Source organism: Pontibacter saemangeumensis (assembly GCF_039541895.1).
GTDB lineage: Bacteria > Bacteroidota > Bacteroidia > Cytophagales > Hymenobacteraceae > Pontibacter > Pontibacter saemangeumensis.
The window spans coordinates 36,734-56,435 of record NZ_BAABHC010000020.1 but is presented as its reverse complement, the minus strand read 5'-3'; the positions used below and the strand labels follow the sequence as shown (position 1 = coordinate 56,435).

At 52.6% G+C, this 19,702-nt stretch carries 15 protein-coding genes; 5 read left to right on the top strand and 10 right to left on the bottom strand.

Annotated features, from left to right (window positions below; all coding sequences use genetic code 11):
- Positions 1-84: 84 nt before the first annotated feature.
- The 9 genes from ABD920_RS17790 to ABD920_RS17750 all read right to left on the bottom strand — a co-directional run bounded on the left by ABD920_RS17790 (position 85) and on the right by ABD920_RS17750 (position 9,351).
- Positions 85-444, bottom strand: a complete 360-nt coding sequence (locus tag ABD920_RS17790) for a hypothetical protein (RefSeq protein ID WP_345160867.1) — start codon at positions 442-444, stop codon at positions 85-87.
- Positions 428-652, bottom strand: a complete 225-nt coding sequence (locus ABD920_RS17785; RefSeq protein WP_345160866.1) for a hypothetical protein — start codon at positions 650-652, stop codon at positions 428-430. The genes ABD920_RS17790 and ABD920_RS17785 overlap by 17 nt, the downstream gene beginning before the upstream one ends.
- 132 nt (positions 653-784) lie before the next feature.
- Positions 785-1,396 carry a hypothetical protein gene (locus ABD920_RS17780; protein ID WP_345160865.1) on the bottom strand — a complete coding sequence of 204 codons (612 nt, stop codon included), beginning with the start codon at positions 1,394-1,396 and terminating at the stop codon, positions 785-787.
- Between the two features lie 229 nt (positions 1,397-1,625).
- Positions 1,626-2,648, bottom strand: coding sequence for a 23S rRNA pseudouridine(2604) synthase RluF (gene rluF / locus ABD920_RS17775; RefSeq protein ID WP_345160864.1), 1,023 nt, complete (start codon positions 2,646-2,648; stop codon positions 1,626-1,628).
- Between the two features lie 211 nt (positions 2,649-2,859).
- Positions 2,860-3,084, bottom strand: a complete 225-nt coding sequence (locus ABD920_RS17770; RefSeq protein ID WP_345160863.1) for a VF530 family protein — start codon at positions 3,082-3,084, stop codon at positions 2,860-2,862.
- A 543-nt stretch (positions 3,085-3,627) separates the two neighbouring features.
- Positions 3,628-5,988 carry an ABC transporter permease gene (locus tag ABD920_RS17765; RefSeq protein ID WP_345160862.1) on the bottom strand — a complete coding sequence of 787 codons (2,361 nt, stop codon included), beginning with the start codon at positions 5,986-5,988 and terminating at the stop codon, positions 3,628-3,630.
- A gap of 394 nt (positions 5,989-6,382) precedes the next feature.
- Complete coding sequence (locus ABD920_RS17760) at positions 6,383-6,676, bottom strand: DUF1330 domain-containing protein (protein ID WP_345160861.1); 294 nt, start codon at positions 6,674-6,676, stop codon at positions 6,383-6,385.
- A 59-nt stretch (positions 6,677-6,735) separates the two neighbouring features.
- Complete coding sequence (locus tag ABD920_RS17755) at positions 6,736-7,479, bottom strand: DUF4919 domain-containing protein (RefSeq protein WP_345160860.1); 744 nt, start codon at positions 7,477-7,479, stop codon at positions 6,736-6,738.
- Between the two features lie 273 nt (positions 7,480-7,752).
- Positions 7,753-9,351, bottom strand: a complete 1,599-nt coding sequence (locus tag ABD920_RS17750; RefSeq protein WP_345160858.1) for an amidase family protein — start codon at positions 9,349-9,351, stop codon at positions 7,753-7,755.
- A gap of 278 nt (positions 9,352-9,629) precedes the next feature.
- Here ABD920_RS17750 and ABD920_RS17745 point away from each other — a divergent pair, with 278 nt between their 5' ends.
- The 5 genes from ABD920_RS17745 (at position 9,630) to ABD920_RS17725 (ending at position 17,988) form a co-directional block, all read left to right on the top strand.
- On the top strand, positions 9,630-10,625 hold the full coding sequence (locus tag ABD920_RS17745; RefSeq protein ID WP_345160857.1) for an O-fucosyltransferase family protein: 996 nt from the start codon (positions 9,630-9,632) through the stop codon (positions 10,623-10,625).
- Positions 10,626-11,033: 408 nt separating this feature from the next.
- On the top strand, positions 11,034-12,245 hold the full coding sequence (locus ABD920_RS17740) for an AraC family transcriptional regulator (protein WP_345160856.1): 1,212 nt from the start codon (positions 11,034-11,036) through the stop codon (positions 12,243-12,245).
- A 69-nt stretch (positions 12,246-12,314) separates the two neighbouring features.
- Positions 12,315-13,793, top strand: a complete 1,479-nt coding sequence (locus tag ABD920_RS17735; RefSeq protein ID WP_345160855.1) for a S41 family peptidase — start codon at positions 12,315-12,317, stop codon at positions 13,791-13,793.
- Between the two features lie 107 nt (positions 13,794-13,900).
- Complete coding sequence (locus ABD920_RS17730) at positions 13,901-15,280, top strand: hypothetical protein (RefSeq protein WP_345160854.1); 1,380 nt, start codon at positions 13,901-13,903, stop codon at positions 15,278-15,280.
- 203 nt (positions 15,281-15,483) lie between these two features.
- The gene (locus ABD920_RS17725; RefSeq protein WP_345160853.1) at positions 15,484-17,988 is read left to right on the top strand and encodes a zinc-dependent metalloprotease; all 2,505 of its coding nucleotides are present in this window, start codon (positions 15,484-15,486) and stop codon (positions 17,986-17,988) included.
- A 175-nt stretch (positions 17,989-18,163) separates the two neighbouring features.
- Here the strand turns inward: ABD920_RS17725 and ABD920_RS17720 are convergent, their stop codons facing one another.
- The gene (locus ABD920_RS17720) at positions 18,164-19,516 is read right to left on the bottom strand and encodes an amidohydrolase family protein (protein WP_345160852.1); all 1,353 of its coding nucleotides are present in this window, start codon (positions 19,514-19,516) and stop codon (positions 18,164-18,166) included.
- Positions 19,517-19,702 lie beyond the last annotated feature (186 nt).

Below are 19,702 nucleotides of genomic sequence, written 5' to 3'. Positions count from 1 at the left end.
ATCCAGCTCGTTTTTCTCTTCCATGTTAGCTGCGTTAAAGGTATTACTCAAGAACCTTTGACACAGTTAGTTTTACAGCCTCCACTAAACCTTATTTTTGATAAGCTCCTTTAATTCTTTAGTGGATATTGTTGCTGTCTCTGATTTGTCATAAATGGTCAGCAGATAAACTGTGACCTTTCCAGCTGTATCTTTTTCAACTATTCCTACTATTTCGCTTTCAAGATGGGTAATCACTCTTGCTCCGCCACTTTTTCCTTTTCCTTTGCTTTGGATTGATAACCTAATTTTGTACGAATTACTTCCGAGAGGTGTGCCTAAGTGAGGATTACTAATAAGTTCATTTTGTAGGAACTCCAGTTCATTTATCAAAGAAGGGTATTTCTTTATTAAGGATTTTGCACGTTTACTAAAGTTTTTGGTAAGCCTAATCTCTGTTTTCATTCAGAAAGTCACTGAGGGTTTGTAACTTCTTACCTGTTTTCCGAGAATGTGCCACTTCTTCCAATGCTTCTTTAATTCCTGTTAGTATATGCACTTTATTATTCAGCTTCTCATATCGCTGATTCAGTTCTTCCCATTGCTTATAAGGCACAATTACTGATTTCTTGTGTCCTTCATTATCTACAATAAATTGGATTGGTGTAGCCATGATTTTGATTATTTATCCTATACAAAGATACGCTATTTTAGTTTATCTGTTTTTGCATCCCGCCCAACGGTCTCGTACATGAGGTGAGCGAGGCTAAGCCGAAGCTTTGCTCATGTGCTTGGTTAGCCTTTGTTATTTTATCGTGTCTTCTGATACTAAAGTATTGTTCTTCCAAACTTGCTCAACCCTATAATCTTGATGATAGACTATTCTTTTCCCTTCGGAAATGTTGTTTACCAACTCCTGCTCTATGAATAGTTTACCATCCGATCCATACTTCCTGAACTTCCCATTTGCTTTTCCATTAGCTAAATCGACAATGCTAAAGCTACTGATGTCAATGTAACTTAGAGCTAAGTAGTTTTCATCGAATTCTACTTCGTTCGGCTTTGCAGTTATTACTGCTTTCCAATCCTTATTAGTGGTATTTCCAATTTGGAAGAGAATCCTTGTTGAACAACCATTAATTGGCTTGAACTCCTTCAAGAACTGATAAAGTGCTTGTTCTTCAGCAACGTCAACTGAGACTAAGTAGAAATTCTCACATGGCGACACATGGGTGCACTGGCTGGAGCATTGCTCGTAATCTAATAACTCAAAGCTCGTACTCCCTATTTGTTTATCTTTTTGAAAGGCTGGTTGTTTCCAGTTGGTAGAGAAATCAGTTAGGTAATAAAAGGAAATTACGAGAAGAAGAACGACTCCTATTGTTAAGTACAAGTAGATGTTATTCGTTTTCTTCATGGTTCTAATACAAGCTATCTACCCTATATATAGAGGTCCTTCGGTTAGCCTTTGACCTTTTTAAGACCACCCCTAAATACATAAGATTTTGCTCTGTCAATATAGCCGGTTGTCTGCATAAAACAACGAACCCAAGTTTTTGCCTGCACTCACCCCAACAAATATCCCCTGCCGCTCAGGAGCGGCAGGGGATGCAGGTATATAGGGGGCTATAGCAGATGGCGGCTGATTAGCCGCGTCTGCCTTTGGGCCTGCCGGTGTTCTCTCTTGGTTTGCCAGGTGCGCTTTTGCTGCGCCCGGCAGGGGCTGCCTTGCTGGCGCCTCGGGTACCTCTGCCGCCCGCGCCTTTTTTCCGGAGCGAAGCCGACTTCGGATTCAATAACTCCTCTTTTGGTTTAACAGGCCCTCCCTTCAATCTGGCGGACGCAGGCTTTGGCTTGCCGGCCCCCGCAGTTTTCGGCCTGGCTGATCTGCGCTTCGGTGGTGCCGGGGCTTCCGCTGTATCCAGGTAAGAGGCGTCTTCGGTGTTCACAGATTCGGATAGGAGCTGGTGCAGCGTGTCGGTTTCCTCCTGCGTCAGGTGGCGCCAGTTCCCCACCGGCTGGTTGCCGAGTTTAATGTTCATCACGCGGGTGCGCTTAAGTTTCACCACCTTGTATTCCAGCGCCTCGCACATTCTGCGGATCTGCCGGTTCAGGCCCTGCGTCAGGATGATGCGGAACGTGTTTTTGCCCTGCTGCTGCACAAAGCATTTCTGCGTGACGGTGTCGAGGATGCGCACCCCGCCGCTCATCCGGGATATGAACTCCGGCGTAACCGGCTTGTCGACGGTCACGATGTACTCCTTCTCGTGCAGGTTGCCCGCGCGCAGGATCTTGTTGATGATGTCGCCGTTGTTGGTGAGCAGGATAAGGCCCTCGGTGGGGTTGTCGAGGCGGCCGATCGGGAAGATGCGCTTCGGGAAGCCGATGAAGTCGATGATGTTGTTCTTGTCTTTCGTATCGGTGGTGGTGGTCACGCCGGCCGGCTTGTTGAAGGCGATATAAACGGGGCGGTCAGTGGGTTTGCGGTGCTTGATGGGCTCGCCGTCCACGGCCACTTTGTCGCCGGCCTTCACGGTGGCGCCCATGCGCGCCTGCTTTTCGTTTATGGTGACACGGCCTTCCTCAATGTACTGGTCGGCTTCTCTGCGGGAGCAAAAGCCGGAGTCGGAAATGAATTTGTTCAGGCGTGTGGTGGTATCTGTGGTCATATCTATGTGTCTCTGATCTAAAATGTTGGCGGGTGAGCCGGGTTAATTGAGGGTAATGCAGGGGGCGCTGTTTACTAATCTACGGATTTCGTCCTCCGGGTATATAAAGCGGGGAAGATAGTTTATACCGGGCCGCCCGTTTGTGCGATACAGGCTGTTTATATAGGAGTTGTTCCCTGCGTTACAGTGTGAGTGCCTTGAGCTGCCAAGGTTAATTTCTATGAAAGGTACGCACGTAAAGGTCCTCCACTTTCTGGCGCGCCCAGGGGGTTTTCCGTAGAAACTTCAGGCTGGATTTGATGCTGGGGTTTTTGTTGAAGCTGTTGATGTTGATCTTATACCCCAGTTCTTCCCATCCATAATAATCCACCAGAAGCACGAGGATCATCTCCAGCGTTTTGCCATGCAGCGGGTTGTTCTTTTGCTCTTCCATCATATTCCGCACAAAATTAATTAAATCCGGCGGAATATGTACAGCGGCAGGGGAAATGTAAATTTTGGTTAAGGCTGTAATTGTTTAGCTGATGCTGTTAACCGGTGTATATGCCATCGGGTATGTTTTATAGCTGGCTTTGGTGCTCTCAGTCCGGGCGGCCCCGTTTTCCCTCTCGGCGCTGTGTAAGTGAAGCTGCCGGGGGTAGGGGCCTCCAGGAAAAACTGGAGAAGCTTTCACTTCGTGCAGAATTAAATGTGATACTTTCTTATATATGATATATGGTCCCATATTATTTGGTGCCACTTACTTAGCTGAAACTCTGATATAGTTTGTATGAAATTTCTGTATCCTTCGGAGGGGGTAGGGGGATGATTACACCTGCGAACAAATGTTTTGCTGGCGCGGGTTTGCAACGCGTGCCTCCCTATATGATGCAGGTTTTAAACTTATAGCTGAACATCATAAAAGTTTAAAACATGGTCGGGCCAGAGGCGCAGGAATAAGTAGTCACCGGCGGACATGTTCGCGCCATATATGAATCCTCTACACATCTTTCAGGCACTGGGCCGGGTTTATCCGCGCGGCTTTTATCGCCTGCATGCCCACCGTGAACCAGGCAATGAGCAGCGCCGCCAGCCCCGCGCTTATAAAGTACCACGCCTCCAGTTCTATCCGGTACGCGAAATTGTCGAGCCAGTAGCTGACGAGGAGGAAGCTCAGGGGCAACGCAGCCAGAATCGAGGCCAGCACCAGCTTCGTGAAGTCGCTCGACAGCAGGTACACGATGTTAAACTCGCTCGCCCCAAGCACTTTCCGGACTCCTATTTCCTTCAGCCTTCTCTCGGCCGTGAAGGCTGCCAGGCCAAACAGGCCGAGGCAGGATATCATGATCGCCAGCCCGGCGAAGTACCTGGACAGGGCGGCTACGCGCTGCTCTGCGGCATAAAGTTCCTGGTAATCCTCGTTCAGAAACTTGTAGTCGAACACATAGCCAGGGTTAAAACGGGTGTAAAACTCCTGCAACCGCTCAATGGCCTCCCTTTCCCTGCCGGCTTTTATTTTGACCATTACCTTTGGGGAGGTTTCTGTCTCTAACCTAAAGAACAATGGCTTGATGTGCTCATGCAGCGACTGGAAATGGAAATCTTTCACCACGCCTATGATCTGCTTGTCCTCTCCCCACAGGTTCACCACTTTGCCAATCGGGTCTTTCATGCCCATGGTTTTAACAGCCGCCTCGTTAAAAATTAGCTTTGAGGTGTCGGCTCCGAAGTCACGGGAGAACGCCCGCCCTTCTTTCAGGCTGATGCCGAGCGTTTCGATCATGCCGTAATTTACAGCCACGGTCTGAAAGGCGACAGCATCGTCAGGGTTTTTCCCTTCCCACTCCAGCCCGATAGTGGAGCCGTAGTCGCTGATGATGTTGCCCCCGCTCGAGGCGCTTACAACCCCGGGCAGCCTCCTTACCTCGGCCAGGAAAGTCTCCAGGCTTTCCTGCACGTTGCCCTCGACACTGAAATAGATGATGTTGTCTTTGTTGTAGCCAAGGTTCCTGGTCTGCACGTAGGCGATCTGCTTGTATACCACCAGCACCGATACGATCAGGATCACCGAAAGCGTAAACTGGAAAACGACCAGCCCCTTTCTTGCCCAGAGCTCACCGCCCAGGCCATCGAGCTTTCCGCGAAGCACGGCGGCGGGCTTAAACCCGGACAGGTACAGGGCTGGATAGCTGCCGGCCAGCAACCCGGTCAGCAACGTGGTGCCCAAGGCGGCTAAAACAAAGTGCGTGTCAAAAGAAAGCGCAAGCTGCTTCCCTATAATCTGGTTGAACGGTGACAGTAGAAGCTCTACCAGCACGAGGGCAAGTACCAGCGAGGCAAAGGCCATCAGCATCGCTTCGCCCATGTATTGCAACACAAGCGACTCCCGGCTGGCACCCATTGCTTTTTTGATGCCCACCTCCTTTATCCTCCTGGATGCCTTCGCCGTGGACAGGTTCATGAAGTTGATGCACGCGATCACCAGGATGAAGAGGGCGATCATCGAAAACAGCTTGACGTATTCTATCCTGCCGCCTGCCTGCACTCCATTCTCGTAGTGGCCATACAAATAGTTATCAGAGTAGGGCTTGATAAAAGGAGTGACGTTGGAGCCTTCGGATTTGCGCTTGATAAACCCGGCGATCTTGCGGTTGAACTGCTTCGGATCCGTGCCTTCCCTTAAAATCAGGTATGTTTTGGCGTTCTGGTTGCCCCAATGTATGCCGCCTCCGATCATGTCTCTGAACTCTTCGAACGAAAGTAAAAAATCGTACTGCTCGGAGGAGTTAGAAGGGGCGTCTTTGAAAATACCAGTAATGGTCACTGGTTTGCCGTAGTGCAGAATTTGCCACGAGATGGTTTTGCCAACAACGTTTTCAGTGGTGTTAAACAGCTTTCTTGCCAGTGATTCGGATATAACGATGGCATTTTTATCCGACAGCACCTGGTCTTTGTCTCCCTGGATGAGGGGATAGGAGAAGGCATTAAAAAAGTCCTTGCTTACAAACTGACCTGCGGCCCTGATATGGTTCCGCCCCTCAGAAATGGTGAACATATCAGGGATAATAGAAGAGCTGACGGCATATGTCACCTCCGGCATTTCTTCTTTCAGCGCTTCGGCCATGAGCCCCGGGGTTCCCTCCCAGGTCCTGATGCCTTCGGCGTTGTCGTGGTTCGTCATCACCTGGAAAAGCTGGCTGTCCTTTTCATGAAACTTGTCCACCGACAGCTCGTCGTTCACCCACAGGTATATGAGCAGCGTGCAGGCCAAACCGGTGGACAGGCCAATCAGGTTTATGAAGAACGTGCTTCTGAACCGTTTGAAGTTTCGGTAGATGAGGAGGAGGCTGTGGCGGAACATGGTAGCACTTGTTAGGCAGGTGTGGCAAATATAGATTTATTATATATGGCTATATCCAATACATGTGCCACATTTGTAACCTGTCCTGATATGGCGTACGGGCGCTTTGGCAGCGCTGTGATGTTCGGATTCAGACAGCTTACCGTACGGTATCGTACGGTAAGCCTCCGCTTCAGAGCAGGGTATGTCTCCTGCCGTCCGCTGCCTTTTCCTTTCGTTGGAAGGCAGAGGCCTGGCCCTTACCGTACTTCATCCCCTTAACCCTTTCCTGCCCAGTACATGGAATTGAGAGGGCTTCCGAACGACAGTTCTTTGTGTACTAAGGTCTGTTACGACAGCCACCTATCTTATATATGCACCTTATATAGGAACCAGGCAATCATGCCGCTGCCTGTTATCCTTCAAAGCCCTCCAGCACAAGCATCTTCGTGTTGGCAGCCCGCTGCCGGATGGCCTTTGCCCTGGCGTACTCCGGTGAGTTCCACCAGGCCTTCGCCCGCTCCACGCTCGGGAACTGAAGCAGCACGATGCGTTGAGGCTTCCAGTCGCCCTCCAGCGTTTCGTAGGCACCGCCTCTCACAACAAATTTGCCGTCGTAAGGGACGAGCGAGGCTGGCGTGAGCTGCTTGTAATCTTCATAGGTGGCCGGGTCGGTTACTTCAACTTCAACAAGGACGTAGGCTGACATAAATCTGGCTTTAGGTTAGGAGTATCTCAATAATCGGGTTGAGTTGCCACGGGGGCTATCTACAGTTTTTTGGTTCTATCCGGGTACTGCCCTGTGGCATCGGCTTTGTCGTTGCTCTCCCGCAGTTGTTTTTTCAGTTGTTTGGCGGCATGCTGTATGTTAAAGTAGAGGGGCAGCCGGGCGCCGTCCTCCTCCGAAACATACTCCAGTACATCCAGGTAGTTCCCGTGCGAATCGGTGCCGGCGCTCATGCTGCCGATTTCTGCGCCAAGGTATTTTTTGATGAAATTATGCCCGTCGATGGGCGTAAGTGAGAACAGGGCAGAGTCGGGGTGCAGGCCGGAGCCGGACTGCGCCATGGCAACCATGATGCGGTGGAACTGCCGCCCGAAGTAAGCCGATGAATCGGGCTTGTGCAACTGGTGGTACGCAAACGAGAGCTCGATCAGGGTCATCTGGTGGAGGGGGTGCGTTTTGTTGAAGAGCCTCCCTTTGCTGGCCGCCTCGCGGTATTTGCCCTGGTCGTTGAGTTTGTACAGGCTCCGTTCCACCGCCAGGTCCGGGTAGGCGAGGTAGTTTTTGTCTGCCGTAAAACCGATCAGCAGGGCCAGAACCTCAAAATCGGTCAGGCTGGTGTCGTTCTGCACAAACCGCCTCAGCTGCTTCGGGTAATAAAGCCTGTCTGCCTTTTCCTGCGTGCGGACCAGCAGCTTCGGGTAGTCGGTGTGGTAGGTGAACGAGAACTCCTGTCCGACGGTGGGCATGGCGACAAGGGCAAACAGCAATATCAGAATTGTTTTCATTATGATGGAGAAGTGGTACAAGCGAAGGGTGCTGTATACGTTGCAAATGATGCCGCCTGCAAATCAAACGCAGGACATATAGGGCCGGCGAAAAAAGTATGAAAGCATAAGTTAAAAAAATCTCTTTTACTGAAAAAGTGTTACCGGCAATAAGGTAAAATCTCACCCCCGTTTTGCCCGGTAAAAGGTTCCTGGCGGTATCACCTGTATTCAGTTATGCATGCCAGGCCTTCTGTTTTACGAAATTCACTCTAAATGAGGAATGGGCGAACGCTACTTTTTTGTCACCGGTTCCGGCGACTTGCCGCTAAACCGGGCCGGTGGTTTGCGGTGCCCGGTGCCTCGCTCATAAGCATAGGTCAGCCGGATCAGGGTCGGTTCATCAAACATACGCCCCAGGAACTGCAGGCCCGCCGGCAGGTTCTGGTAGGTAAACCCCATGGGTACCGTAAAGGCGGGCTGCCCGGTATGCGGGGCAATTACCTGGCTGTTGTCGCCTTTATAGCCTTCAAAGTCTCCTACTTTGGCAGGCGGGTTATTCCAGGTCGGGTAAATGAGCGCGTCCACCTGCTGTGCGTCCATGGCGGCTACCACTGCCTCCCGGAAGGCGATTCGCCTCGGGTCAGTATAGGCGTCCCCGCAGGAGGTTTCGTCCATGGCGTCTTCCTCCTCTAAATGGCGCTTCAGGTTCTGGGCTATATAGGGCGCGTATTTGCCGGAGGCGATGATCTCTTCGAGGCTGCTCACGGGCACACTGTCTCCCAAGGCAAAAAGGTACTGGTTGATGTCGTGCCGGAAAACAGAGCACCACTGGTCCTCGCTGAGCTCGGCAAAGTTCTCTATCTCCACGGAGTCCACTACCACCGCGCCCAGCCGGCGCAGGTCGGCGATGGCCTGTTCAAATAGCGCCTTCACCTGCGGGTCCGGGTTATCCTCGCTCAGCGTGCGTAGCACGCCTATGCGGGCGCCCTTAAGCCCATTTTTGTCCAGAAACTGGCGGTAGCTGTCCGGCACGTTGCCCTGGCTGTGGCTCGTGATGGGGTCGGTAGGGTCGTAGCCGGCAATTACCTCCAGCACTTTGGTGGCGTCTTCCACGGTGCGCGCCATGGGGCCGCCCACATCGTTGCGCAGGTACAGGGGCGCGATGCCGCTGCGGCTGGTGAGGCCGAGGGTGGAGCGGAAACCTACCAGCGCATTGTGTGAGGCAGGCCCGCGGATAGAATTGCCCGTGTCGGTGCCCAAGCCCACCGTGCCGAAGTTGGCCGCCACTGCCGCCGCCGTGCCCCCGCTGGAGCCCGCCGGCACATGGCTCAGGTTGTATGGGTTCAGCGTTTCTCCGGCTATGGAACTGATCGTCACCATCGGGCTGAAAGCCCACTCTGCCATATTCGATTTGGCCAGCACAATGGCGCCAGCCTCTTTCAGGGCTTTTACCTGGTAGGCGTCGCGGGCGGGAGCAAAGCCTTTCAGCGCCAGCGAGCCCGCGGTGGTTTGTAGCCCTTTGGTGTTGTAGTTGTCCTTCACGATCACAGGGATGCAGTGCAGCAGCCGGAGCTGTTTTGTCCGGGCATACTCCTGGTCCAGCTGCCGGGCGGTGGCCAGCGCTTCGGGGTTGGTGAGGATGATGGCGTTGAGTTTGGTCGGCTGGTCGAAGGCTTTGATGCGGCCGAGGTAGGCCGTCACCAGCTGCTCGCAGCTGCAGGTACCCGCCTCAAACGCCTTGTGTATGTCGGCGATGGTGGCCTCCTGCACACTGAAAGGGGCTTTCTTTTTAGAAGCGGCGGTTTGCTGCGTGTGTGGCGGCGTGGTGCAGCTGTGGAACAGGAAGAGAATGAGCAAGCTATATATAACCGGGAGAATCCTGGGGCGCATGGGCAGTATTCGTGTTTTAGACTAATGTAAAGCTACTGGTATTTAGGCAAACATGGAAAAGTGTTTCTGAAGTTTGGGGATGTATTTTTGAGATCTTTATAGGCCTTGGCGGAATTGCAGCAGCTTTTTTGAACTTAATGGCCTGTTTATATGCATTTCTGCTAATTATGCATTATGTTTATAGTAAGGCTGATGAGACCCGTAGCCGCCCCTTGCTGTTTCTTATTATCACTAATCCCATTCTGATGCGCTGCCCATAGGTTCTAAAAACTGAGAAAATGATTGTTCTGAATAAACATCCCGGCCAGTTGTGTAACAGACTTTGGGCTTACGTGCCATATATCACCCTCAGCCTGAAAGACAATCACAAGCTGCTTATCCTGCATTTTGATGAGTACTACCATCAGTTCGAGAACCTGCGCGTGCTGCCCGGCATCCGGATAGGAGAGCCCTATGTCGTCAAGAAGAACCACTACTGGAAATGGCTCTTCTTGCATATCGCGAAGCCGCTGCCGCTGCGCCTGCTGCATTATTTCAATGTATACCCTGATAACGAGTTCTGGGAGCAGGGGCACGCGGCGCTGGCAGACCGGAATACCAATATCATCTTCATCAGGAACCGGGAGAACGTGAGGCGCAACGCCCTGCTGCCGGAGTACCAGGAGCAGATAAGGCAGCTGTTTCGCCCCAAGCAGGTGTATGTGGAGAAGGTGACGCAACTGGTACAGGAGCAGCGCGAAAAGTACGATGTGGTTGTGGGCGTGCACATCCGGCGCAGCGACTACAAACGGTTCCTGCGGGGCGCCTATTATTTCGACGACGCCACCTACTGCGCCTATATGGCCAACCTGGAGCTGGAACTGAAGGAGGCGGGCAAATCCGTGGTGTTTCTGCTGTGCTCCGACGAGCCGCTTCAGTTGGCGCACTTCAGCCAGTTTAACACTTTCCGTATAAACCGCCGCGCAGACATAGAAGACCTTTACGCTTTGGGTCTGGCGGATTATATCATGGGGGTGCCAAGCGCTTTTTCGATGTGGGCCTCATTTTACGGAAAAGTGCCTTTGCGTATTCTTCAGCACAAAAAAGAAAAGCTGCACCTGCACGAGTTCAGCGTGATCGTGTCGCAGAACGAATTCGAGAATGGCATGCGGTTTAGACACAGAGAGAAACACTATTTCCCGAGCTGGCAGAGGAGCACAGGTGCATTAGAGCCGCTTCCTACTCACGCTGCCTTCAACCACAGCGAGCAGGACCAGCAGCGTATGAATACTTAACTGTAGCAAAAGCAGCAAACCCCTGTTGCCGCACTTCAGTTTATTTCCCCATCGCGCTCTACCATTTTATATATAACTCAAGCTGCGATATATAAAATTGCTTGGGTTTCGAAGACTGAGAACCCGCCCCTGACCCCTCCCAAGAGGGAAATTCCATGTATGTGAGATTCCCCTCCAGGGGTTGTGGACCCTTGTTAACGGAGGAGTTAGGGGTGGGTCTTGTCTCAACTGCGAACGGAAATCGCAACCTTAGTTATATATAGAATTGCGCGCTCTCTCAAAAAAGTCGATGAACCTGAAAAAAACGGGAAAGGCGGGTTTAGGTATAGGTGATGTGCTTGATTTTTATCAAAGGCGGTAAAATCAAAAATATCTGAAAAAAGTTTATTTTAGAGGAAATAAACGGCTATGTCTTTATTTGCTCTTCAGGTAGTTCTGGTGGCGGGGGCGGTGCAGGGCCTATTCCTTGCTGTGCTGCTCTTCACACGCCCGCAAAACAGGCTGGCAAACCGCATGCTGGGCTTTCTGATGCTGCTGCTGTCCCTGCAGTCGGTGCTGGTGGCCTTCGATACCCGCGAATTTTTCCTGGCATTTCCGCACCTGAGCAAAGTGTCGTGGTTGCTGCCGTCGCTGTTCGGGCCGCTGGTCTACCTTTTCACCGCCAAACTCACCAGCCAGCAACCCGCCTGGCACAGGAGGGACTTCCTTCACTTCATCCCGTTCGTGCTGTGCCTGCTTTACCTCCTGCCTTACTTTGCACAGCCTGCGGCAGCGAAGCTCGCTTACCTGAGTGATTTTGAAAAGGCGTCGGAAGACGATTTCGGAACCCTGAACCAGCTGCTGAACTTCCTGCACCTGGGCTACACAGGAGCCGCCTTATTGCTGATCAGGAAACACGAGCAGCGTATAAAGGAAAATTTTTCTTCCCTGCACAAAATTCGCCTCCGGTGGCTCAGGCAGTTTGTGTGGTTGGTTTTTGGGATCATTCTTTTCGGCGTAGCGGTTTTTTACGCCCGTTTGTGGCAGGTGCCGTGGATGACGGATATATACCACTACCATTACCTGGGTGTGATCGTCTGCATCTACTGGATAGGATATAAAGCTTTGTCGCAGCCCGCCATTTTCAGTAAGGTACAGCCCATAACGCAGGAAGCAGCAGAGCCTGTACCGCTATATGATGTCCGTCCGGATATACAGGAGGAAAGCCCAGTGGATGAAAAAGAGGGAACGGTTGCTGTAAAGTACCAGAAATCAGGCTTGCGCGACGAGGCGGCCGACACGTACCTGCAGCAGTTGCTCGGCTATATGCAGGAGCAGAAGCCTTACCTGCAAAACGAGCTGACGATTCAGGAACTGGCAGCGGCGGTAGCGATACCCAAACACCATCTGTCGCGCATCCTGAACGAGCGGCTTGGTAAAAACTTTTACGACTTCGTAAATGATTACCGGGTTGAGGAGGCGAAGCGCCTGTTGCTCGATCCTGCCTTCAGCCATTACTCCACCCTGGGCATAGCCCTGGAGGCAGGTTTCAACTCCAAGCCCACCTTCAACGCTGTTTTTAAAAAGCAAACAGGCCTGACGCCAACGGCCTTTGTCTCGCAAGCAAAAATACCTGTCTGAGCTTAGCGGATCAGACGATCTCTGTGTATCCAGCCCTTAGATTTGCAGCAACATTAAGCCATCAAAGCCATGAAAACTAAATTTTTAACCGTGTTGCTGCCCATTGTGTTGCTGGTATACTTGCCCTTGCTTTCTGTGGCACAGTCCGCCCAGAAGCAGGAGCAGACGTTTACACCCGAGCATTTGCGAGAGGATTTCACCCGCTTCCGAAGCGCCCTCGAAGAAGCGCACCCCGGCCTGTACCGTTACACGCCCAAAGCAGTATTCGATGCGAAATTCGACAGCACCTTTGCTACGCTCAGCAACCCCAAATCGGAACAGGAGTTCTATGTTGCGCTAAAGCCGCTGGTGACGCTCATCCGCTGTGGCCATACCAAATTCCTCCCAAAAGGAGAGTACAATTATTGGTTCCATGCCGGTCAGTTGTTCCCGCTGAAGCTATATATCACAGGCAGCAAAGCCCACATCCTATATAGCTATGACGGGGCAGCCGAGGCTCCTGCCGGTGCCGAGCTGCGCGCGATCAACGGGAAGCCTTTTGGTGATATACTGCAAAAGCTACTCCCGAACGTGTCGTTTGCCGATGGGCTGGTGCAGAGTTCCAAGTATATAGAATTGAGTAAGTACTTCAGCGGTTACTATGCCTCCTTTATAGAGGCCACCCCGGTATATAGCGTCACATACAGCGGTGCTGATGGCAAGGAGGTTACAGCAGAATACCCTGCCATCCGTTTGGAAACGCTGAAGGCATCGGAACAGCAGAAAGAGGAGGCAAAACCAAAACAATCTCCCTTCAGCCTCACTTTTAACGAGGAGAACGTGGCGGTGCTGAACGTGGACTGGTTCATGAACAGCGAAGAGGCCAAGTTCAAAAAGTTTATGGCGGAAGCCTTCAAGACCATCAAAGAGCGCAACCCCAAGGCGCTGGTGATAGACCTGCGCTACAACGAGGGCGGCATGGACAGCTACGGCATGCTGCTGAGTTCTTACCTGGCGGATAAACCCTTTCAGTACTTTAAAAAAGTGGTCTCAAAGTCAAACAAGAAATTCAGCTTCTCCGATCGGGCACATGAGCCGTGGTATTACGGCTACTTCCGGAGCAGGATGCGGAAGAACGACGAGGGGACCTACGATGTGCAGCCACGAAAGTATCTGAAGGAAATACAGCCTGCCAGGGATGCCTTTACCGGTGATGTCTATGTACTGACGAATGGCTGGAGCTTTTCGGTAACAGGAGAGTTTGCCTCCGTGGTGCATCACATGGGCCGGGCCACTTTTGTAGGGCAGGAAACGGGCGGCGCATACCAGGGCGATAACAGCGGGTACTTCTCTATCTTGCCCCTGCCGAACACGAACATCGACCTGGGCATCCCGCTCTGGGCCTACTACACGGCCATTGCCAAAGAGCCTGTGAAAGACCGCGGCATCATCCCGCACCATATCGTGGAGCCTACTGTGCAGGATGTGCTGACGGGTACAGACCGCGAGCTGCTATATACCCTGGAACTTATCAGGAAGAAAGCCGCCTCCCAGGCAAACTCAAAGTAACAGCAGCACTTACTTACTGATTTCAGAAAAAACTTCGAATAACAGGTTGGGCTCTATATAGCTTCACCAGCTTCTCTATTCCCTGTAAATTCCTACAAAATAAAACTATGAAAAAGATCATGACAGCCATGCTGGCTGCTGCCCTGGCTTTGGCTATAGGCAGCCCTGCGGTACTGGCGCAGGACACCGCGCTCTATAAACTGCGCCTGTCGCTCTCCCTGCCCGACCTGCCTCAGAACCAGGATTTGCCTTACAGGTACCCGACGATGCAGCAAAGCCTGGAACTGAGCAACAACTTTTACGACCTTGGTTACAGGGGAATCGATCTGCTGGGCGATAAATTGATAAGAGTAGATGAAGCAGGGGCCACGCCAGGCAAGCTCCTGTTGAACAAAACCGCAAAGTATCTCCTGAGCCTGGGTTTTGTGCGGTATGGGAGCGAGCTACCCATTACTCTGGGGATATGGGCGCACGAAGAGTTTCATCGGGCTGTGCTGGGGGTGAGTGGCGTAAACGCCACGAATGGCAACTGGCTCCTCAGCCGCTGGGACGGCACCGTGTATGGCGTCAGCGACGGGCAGCTGTCTCAACTGAAAGCGCATGATCTGAAAGGGTTGCTGTATTCGTATGTGGCAGGGGTGCATGCCCAAAGCCTGAGCACCCAAACGAACCTGCTGAACGACTTTTACCACAAGCGCATCATCTATAAAAACGCTTTGTACCTCTATAATGCCTGGTATACCTGGCACTACCTCCGGTTCTCTACCAGCAACGCCTCCAACACTGTGAAAGTGGATGCCCCGCCCCATGAGAACCTTGATCCGGTGCAGCGTGACTATGCGGGCGCTGATTTTACTGCCTGGGCATATGATATGTTCAGCCCTGACCAGCCTTATACAACCCGCGACCCGTTCCCGAACGGGGAAGGGGTAAACCGAAGAGTTGGTTTCAGCGATCTGTCGCCGGAGGCACAGGACTACCTGGAAAAGCAGGAACGGCTGTCGCTGATTAACTTCATTAATCCGGCTGTCTTTTTTGTGAACAGCATCAACCTGGGCCGGCATGTTTCCTTTAACTTCTTTGGGCAGTATGTGCCCACGCATTTCGGAAACGATATTGGGATGCTTTTGCCGGTGCGCTACAGGAAGAGCAACCTGTTGCTGGGCCTGCACACGTACAACAACCGGCGCCAAACTTTCGGCGGTTTGGAAATAGGCTTGCTTGAGAAAGCCTTGGACAAACGCGACAGGTTGCAAGGCTCGCTGGTGCTGCATGCGTGGGTGCAGCCCGAAAACCAAAGCTTCTTCGACGAAAAGGGTAAAGCAGGCGGTGCGGCTGAACTCAACCTAAAATACAGCTTAGGGCGGCATTTTTCATCGTTCGTAAACGTGGCAGGCAAAACAAGAGGCTGGCAGGCAGGAAATCCGTACCTGAACAAGAACGTGAGCGCACGGGTAGGGTTGAATTATGACCTGCGCACTTATTAGAGTGAAACGATATAGGCGGCCATAACCGATTATACAGGTCCAAAGGGGCAGATAAGCGAGAAATGAGGACACGTTGAGGATGCAGGTATCTTGAAAATAATACAATAAATTTTCAAAATACCCTTAAATTGGAGTGCCGACCTGCACCAGTGCAAGTCAGGTTTGTGCGGCTTTCTATCCAATTTTATATACTGCGTTTACCAATGCCAAAAATTTACCAGGTCATAGGCTTCTCCCTGCTTATGACGGCTACCCATATCTCCTGCTCCGGTTCCAAGGTGCCACAGCAGCTGCAGACTGAAGTCACCAATGAAGTTGCTAAAACCGAGAATAACGAAAAGCCAAAGCCTGCTGCCAGAAGCGGCATCAGGAACTACGGCGACGTGATCACGAAAGAAGCCATCTCAGACGAGGGGTTGTTCACCATCCACAAAGTTGGGGACAAGTACTACTACGAGATACCGGATTCGCTGCTGCAGCGCGACTTCCTGTGGATCAGTCGGTTCGCGAATCTCCCGTCCGGACTCGGGAACGGCTACGTGAACGCCGGCTCTTCGGTGAACGAGCAGATGGTGGTGTGGCAGAAGTTCGAGAACAAGATCGTGCTGAAAACGAAGTCTTACAATGCCTTTGCCGCCGATTCGCTGCCCATCAGCCTGTCGGTGCAGGCCAACAATTACCAGCCTACGCTATATGCCTTTGACATTGCGGCGCTGTCAAAGGACTCCGCAGGCTTTGTGATCGACGTGACCAAGTTCCTCACCAGCGATATAAAAGCCTTCAGTGGGCTGGATGCGGAGATGCGGAAGAATTACAAAGTGAGCAAACTGGACGAGAGCCGCAGTTTTATATATAGCGCCAAAAGCTTTCCGCTGAACCTGGAGGTGAAGCAGGACTTTACCTACGACGCCGCCGAGCCGCCCTCGAACTCCGCCACGGGCTCCATCAGCCTGATGATGAACCAGTCGATGGTGCTGTTGCCGAAGGTGCCGATGCAGCCCCGCCTCAACGATTACCGCGTGGGCTACTTCAACATCCGGCAGATTGACTACGGGTCGGAGGCGCTGAAGGCAGACGAGAAATCCTATATACGCCGCTGGCGCCTGGAACCGAAGGATGTGGAGGCCTACAAGCGCGGTGAGCTGGTGGAGCCCGTGAAGCCGATTGTGTATTACCTCGACCCGGCCACGCCTGTTAAGTTGCGGCCCTATATAAAAGCGGGTGTGGAGCAGTGGAACAAGGCCTTCGAGACGGCAGGTTTCAAAAACGCCATCCTCGCCAAAGACCCGCCTTCGCCGGCAGAAGACCCTGATTTTAACCCCGAGGATGTGCGTTACTCCGTGATCCGGTATGTGGCCAGCACCACCCGCAACGCTGTGGGGCCAAGCGTGTCGGACCCGCGATCCGGGGAGATCATCGAAAGCGACATCATCTGGTACCACAACCACCTGCGCTCGTACCGCAACCGCTACCTGTTGGAGACAGGCGCAGCCAACCCGAACGCCCGCACCCTCGACACGCCCCTGGATGACCTGGGCGAGATGATGCTGGAGGTGATCACGCACGAAGTGGGCCATGCGCTTGGTCTGCCACACAATATGAAGGCAAGTGCTGCTTACCCGACCGACTCGCTCCGCTCCGGCAAGTTCACGCAGGAATACGGTATTGCCGCCACCATCATGGACTACGCCCGCTACCACTACGTGGCGCAGCCCGGCGACAAGAACATCCGGTTTGTGCGCCAGTTGGGGCCATATGACCACTACGCCATCAACTGGGGCTACCGCTTCCTGCCGGATGCGAAAAGTGCCGAAGCCGAGGTGCCGACGCTATCGAAATGGATAAATGAAAAGTCCGCGAACCCGATCTACCAGTTTGGCAGCGGCAGCGGCGGCTACGACCCGGAGAGCCAGACAGAGGGCATTGGGGCGGATGTAATCAAGTCCAGCACTTATGGGCTGGCGAACCTGAAAAAGGTGGCCCCGAAGCTATATGACTGGACTGCAAGCAAAACCAACGACTATGATGACTTGGACGAACTTTATGGTGAGCTGCTCGGCGTGTGGAGCCGCTACATCGGCCATGTGGTGACAAACGTGGGCGGGGTGCATGAAAACCGGCTGAAGCCAGACCAGGCAGGATTTATATATACCCCGGTGGCGGCCAGAACACAGGCTGCTTCACTGGACTGGCTGCTGAAAAACGCCTTTACCTCGCCCGAGTGGCTGAATCAGACCAACATCTCGCGCAACATCCATCACGCCAGCTATGTGGAGAACATCCGTAGTTTGCAGGTGCGGCACCTCAACAACCTCCTGTCTCCAGACAGGATGGCCCGCCTGATGGAAAACGAGGTGAACAACGTCAACTATAATGCGCTGGATATGGTGCGCCAACTCCAGCGCGGCATCTGGAGCGAGGTGTACAGCGGTGCCAAGATTGATATATACCGGCGCAACCTGCAGAAGGCGTACCTCGACCGCATGCACCACCTGCTCAACGAGGAGCCCCCACGCAGCCGCAGCAGTTACGGTACGCCGGTAGAGATCAGCCAGTCCGATATTCGCTCTATTGTGTGGGGGGAGTTGGTGAAGCTGCAACGTCAGCTTAAAAGTGCCCAAAGCCGCTATGCTAATGACCTCAGCCGGTACCACGTGGATGACGCCCTTGTCCGGATTGACAAGATTCTGAACCCGGTAAAAAGCTAAGAAAAGCCCTTCTAACCAGAAGGGCTTTTTATATATATCGTATGTGTCTGAAACACGATGTGTTATTTTAAATCCGCCGCTGTTGTGTGTTCTCACCAACAGCTTGTTGGTCAAAAGACACAACAAGGGCGGCCAAAGTCCCAACACCTAAGCATAGGCAGAGATAAAGCCGGTGCTACTGTTTCTCCAGTTTCTTCAGTTCCTGCGTTATATAGGTTTTGGGAAGCCAGCGCTTCGTCACCAGCACACCTTCAATTTTTTGTGTTTGTACGATTTGCTCCAGCGGGTTGCCAGCCAGTAAAACCAAGTCGGCGGCGGCACCTTCTTTGATGATGCCTATATCGGGCCGGTTCAGAAAACGACCGATGTTCACGGTGCCGGTGCGGAGCGCTTCGTAGGGCGTTAGCCCTGCATCCACCAGGTACTTCAGCTCGTGGTGTGTGGAGAAGCCCGGCACGTTGAACACCTGCGGCGCATCGGAGCCCAGCAGTAATCCCACACCGTTCCGGTTGCATTCATATATAAGCTTCTGCCGGAGGTTGATATAATTGGCAATTTCAGCAGCATCGTACTGCGGGTTCTGCATCATATCCTTTTTGGAAGTGGTCCATTTTTCTAAAGTGCCCGGGTCCATATAGATCATCTCTGGTACCTTGCGCAGCATCTCCGGGTCTTTATCGGCGGCTATCCAACGCTCGGCCAAAGCCTGCGTCGGCACCACCCATATGTTGTTTTCGCGGAGAGCGGTCATAAGCTTGGGGATGCGGGACTCATCCGCCTGATCCGCAATATACATGGCAAACAGGCCCGCCCGCTGCTCCGGAATCGTATCCAGGCCCGGCACCAGCCCTTCCACAAAGCCATCCATATGGTCGATGGACGCATAGCCCGCCTCAATAGCAGGCCAAATGCCCACCTTGTAGGATACATGCCCGGCAAACGGAATGCCCACTTCGTTAGCGGTTTTGGAGATTGCCGCAAAGGTTTCGGGGGTAAGGCCGGGGTGCAGCTTCAGGAAATCATACCCTGCCTGCTTCTGCGCGCGCACCATCTTTGCGCCCTGCTCCGGGGTTTTTACGGTGTTGCCGTTAAAGGAGGGGCCGGAGGTATAGAAGCGGGGGCTGATGAGTTCGCCACTCTGTATCCGCTCGCGCAGCTCCAGGTGGCGCGGGTGGCCCAGCATGCCGCGTATCGTGGTGATGCCGTTCAGGGCGAATAGCCGCAGCACTTCTTCCATCGGCTCAAACTCATCGACGGGCGGTACGTGGGCATGCATCTCGGCCAGTCCCGGCATCAGGTATTTCCCGCTGCCGTCTACCACCAGGGCGTCTTTGCTGTATTTTACTTTGCCTGAGCTTCCGAGGGCCGTTATTTTTCCGTCTTTGACCACCACATCCTGGTTCTGCAGCACCTGCTCCCTGTCCATCGGGATGACGTTGACCGCGCGGAAAACGATCTGGCGCTCACTGGAATGCACCGGCTCCTGCGCCCTGCCATTGAAGCCAAAGAGCAAGAGAAAACATGCCAAAGCTGCTTTCAAAAATTTGTTTGAGGGATATCGTGGCATAAGACGTACAGTTAGAGATGAAACGAAACAGCAGGCATATAGGATCTGCCTGTGAGAAGGTAAGTCCTTTTCAGGAAGCACCATTCTACCTTAGAATACTTATAAACTGGGCGAAGTGTTTAGAGGCGGGAGAACAGCAGGTTGTTT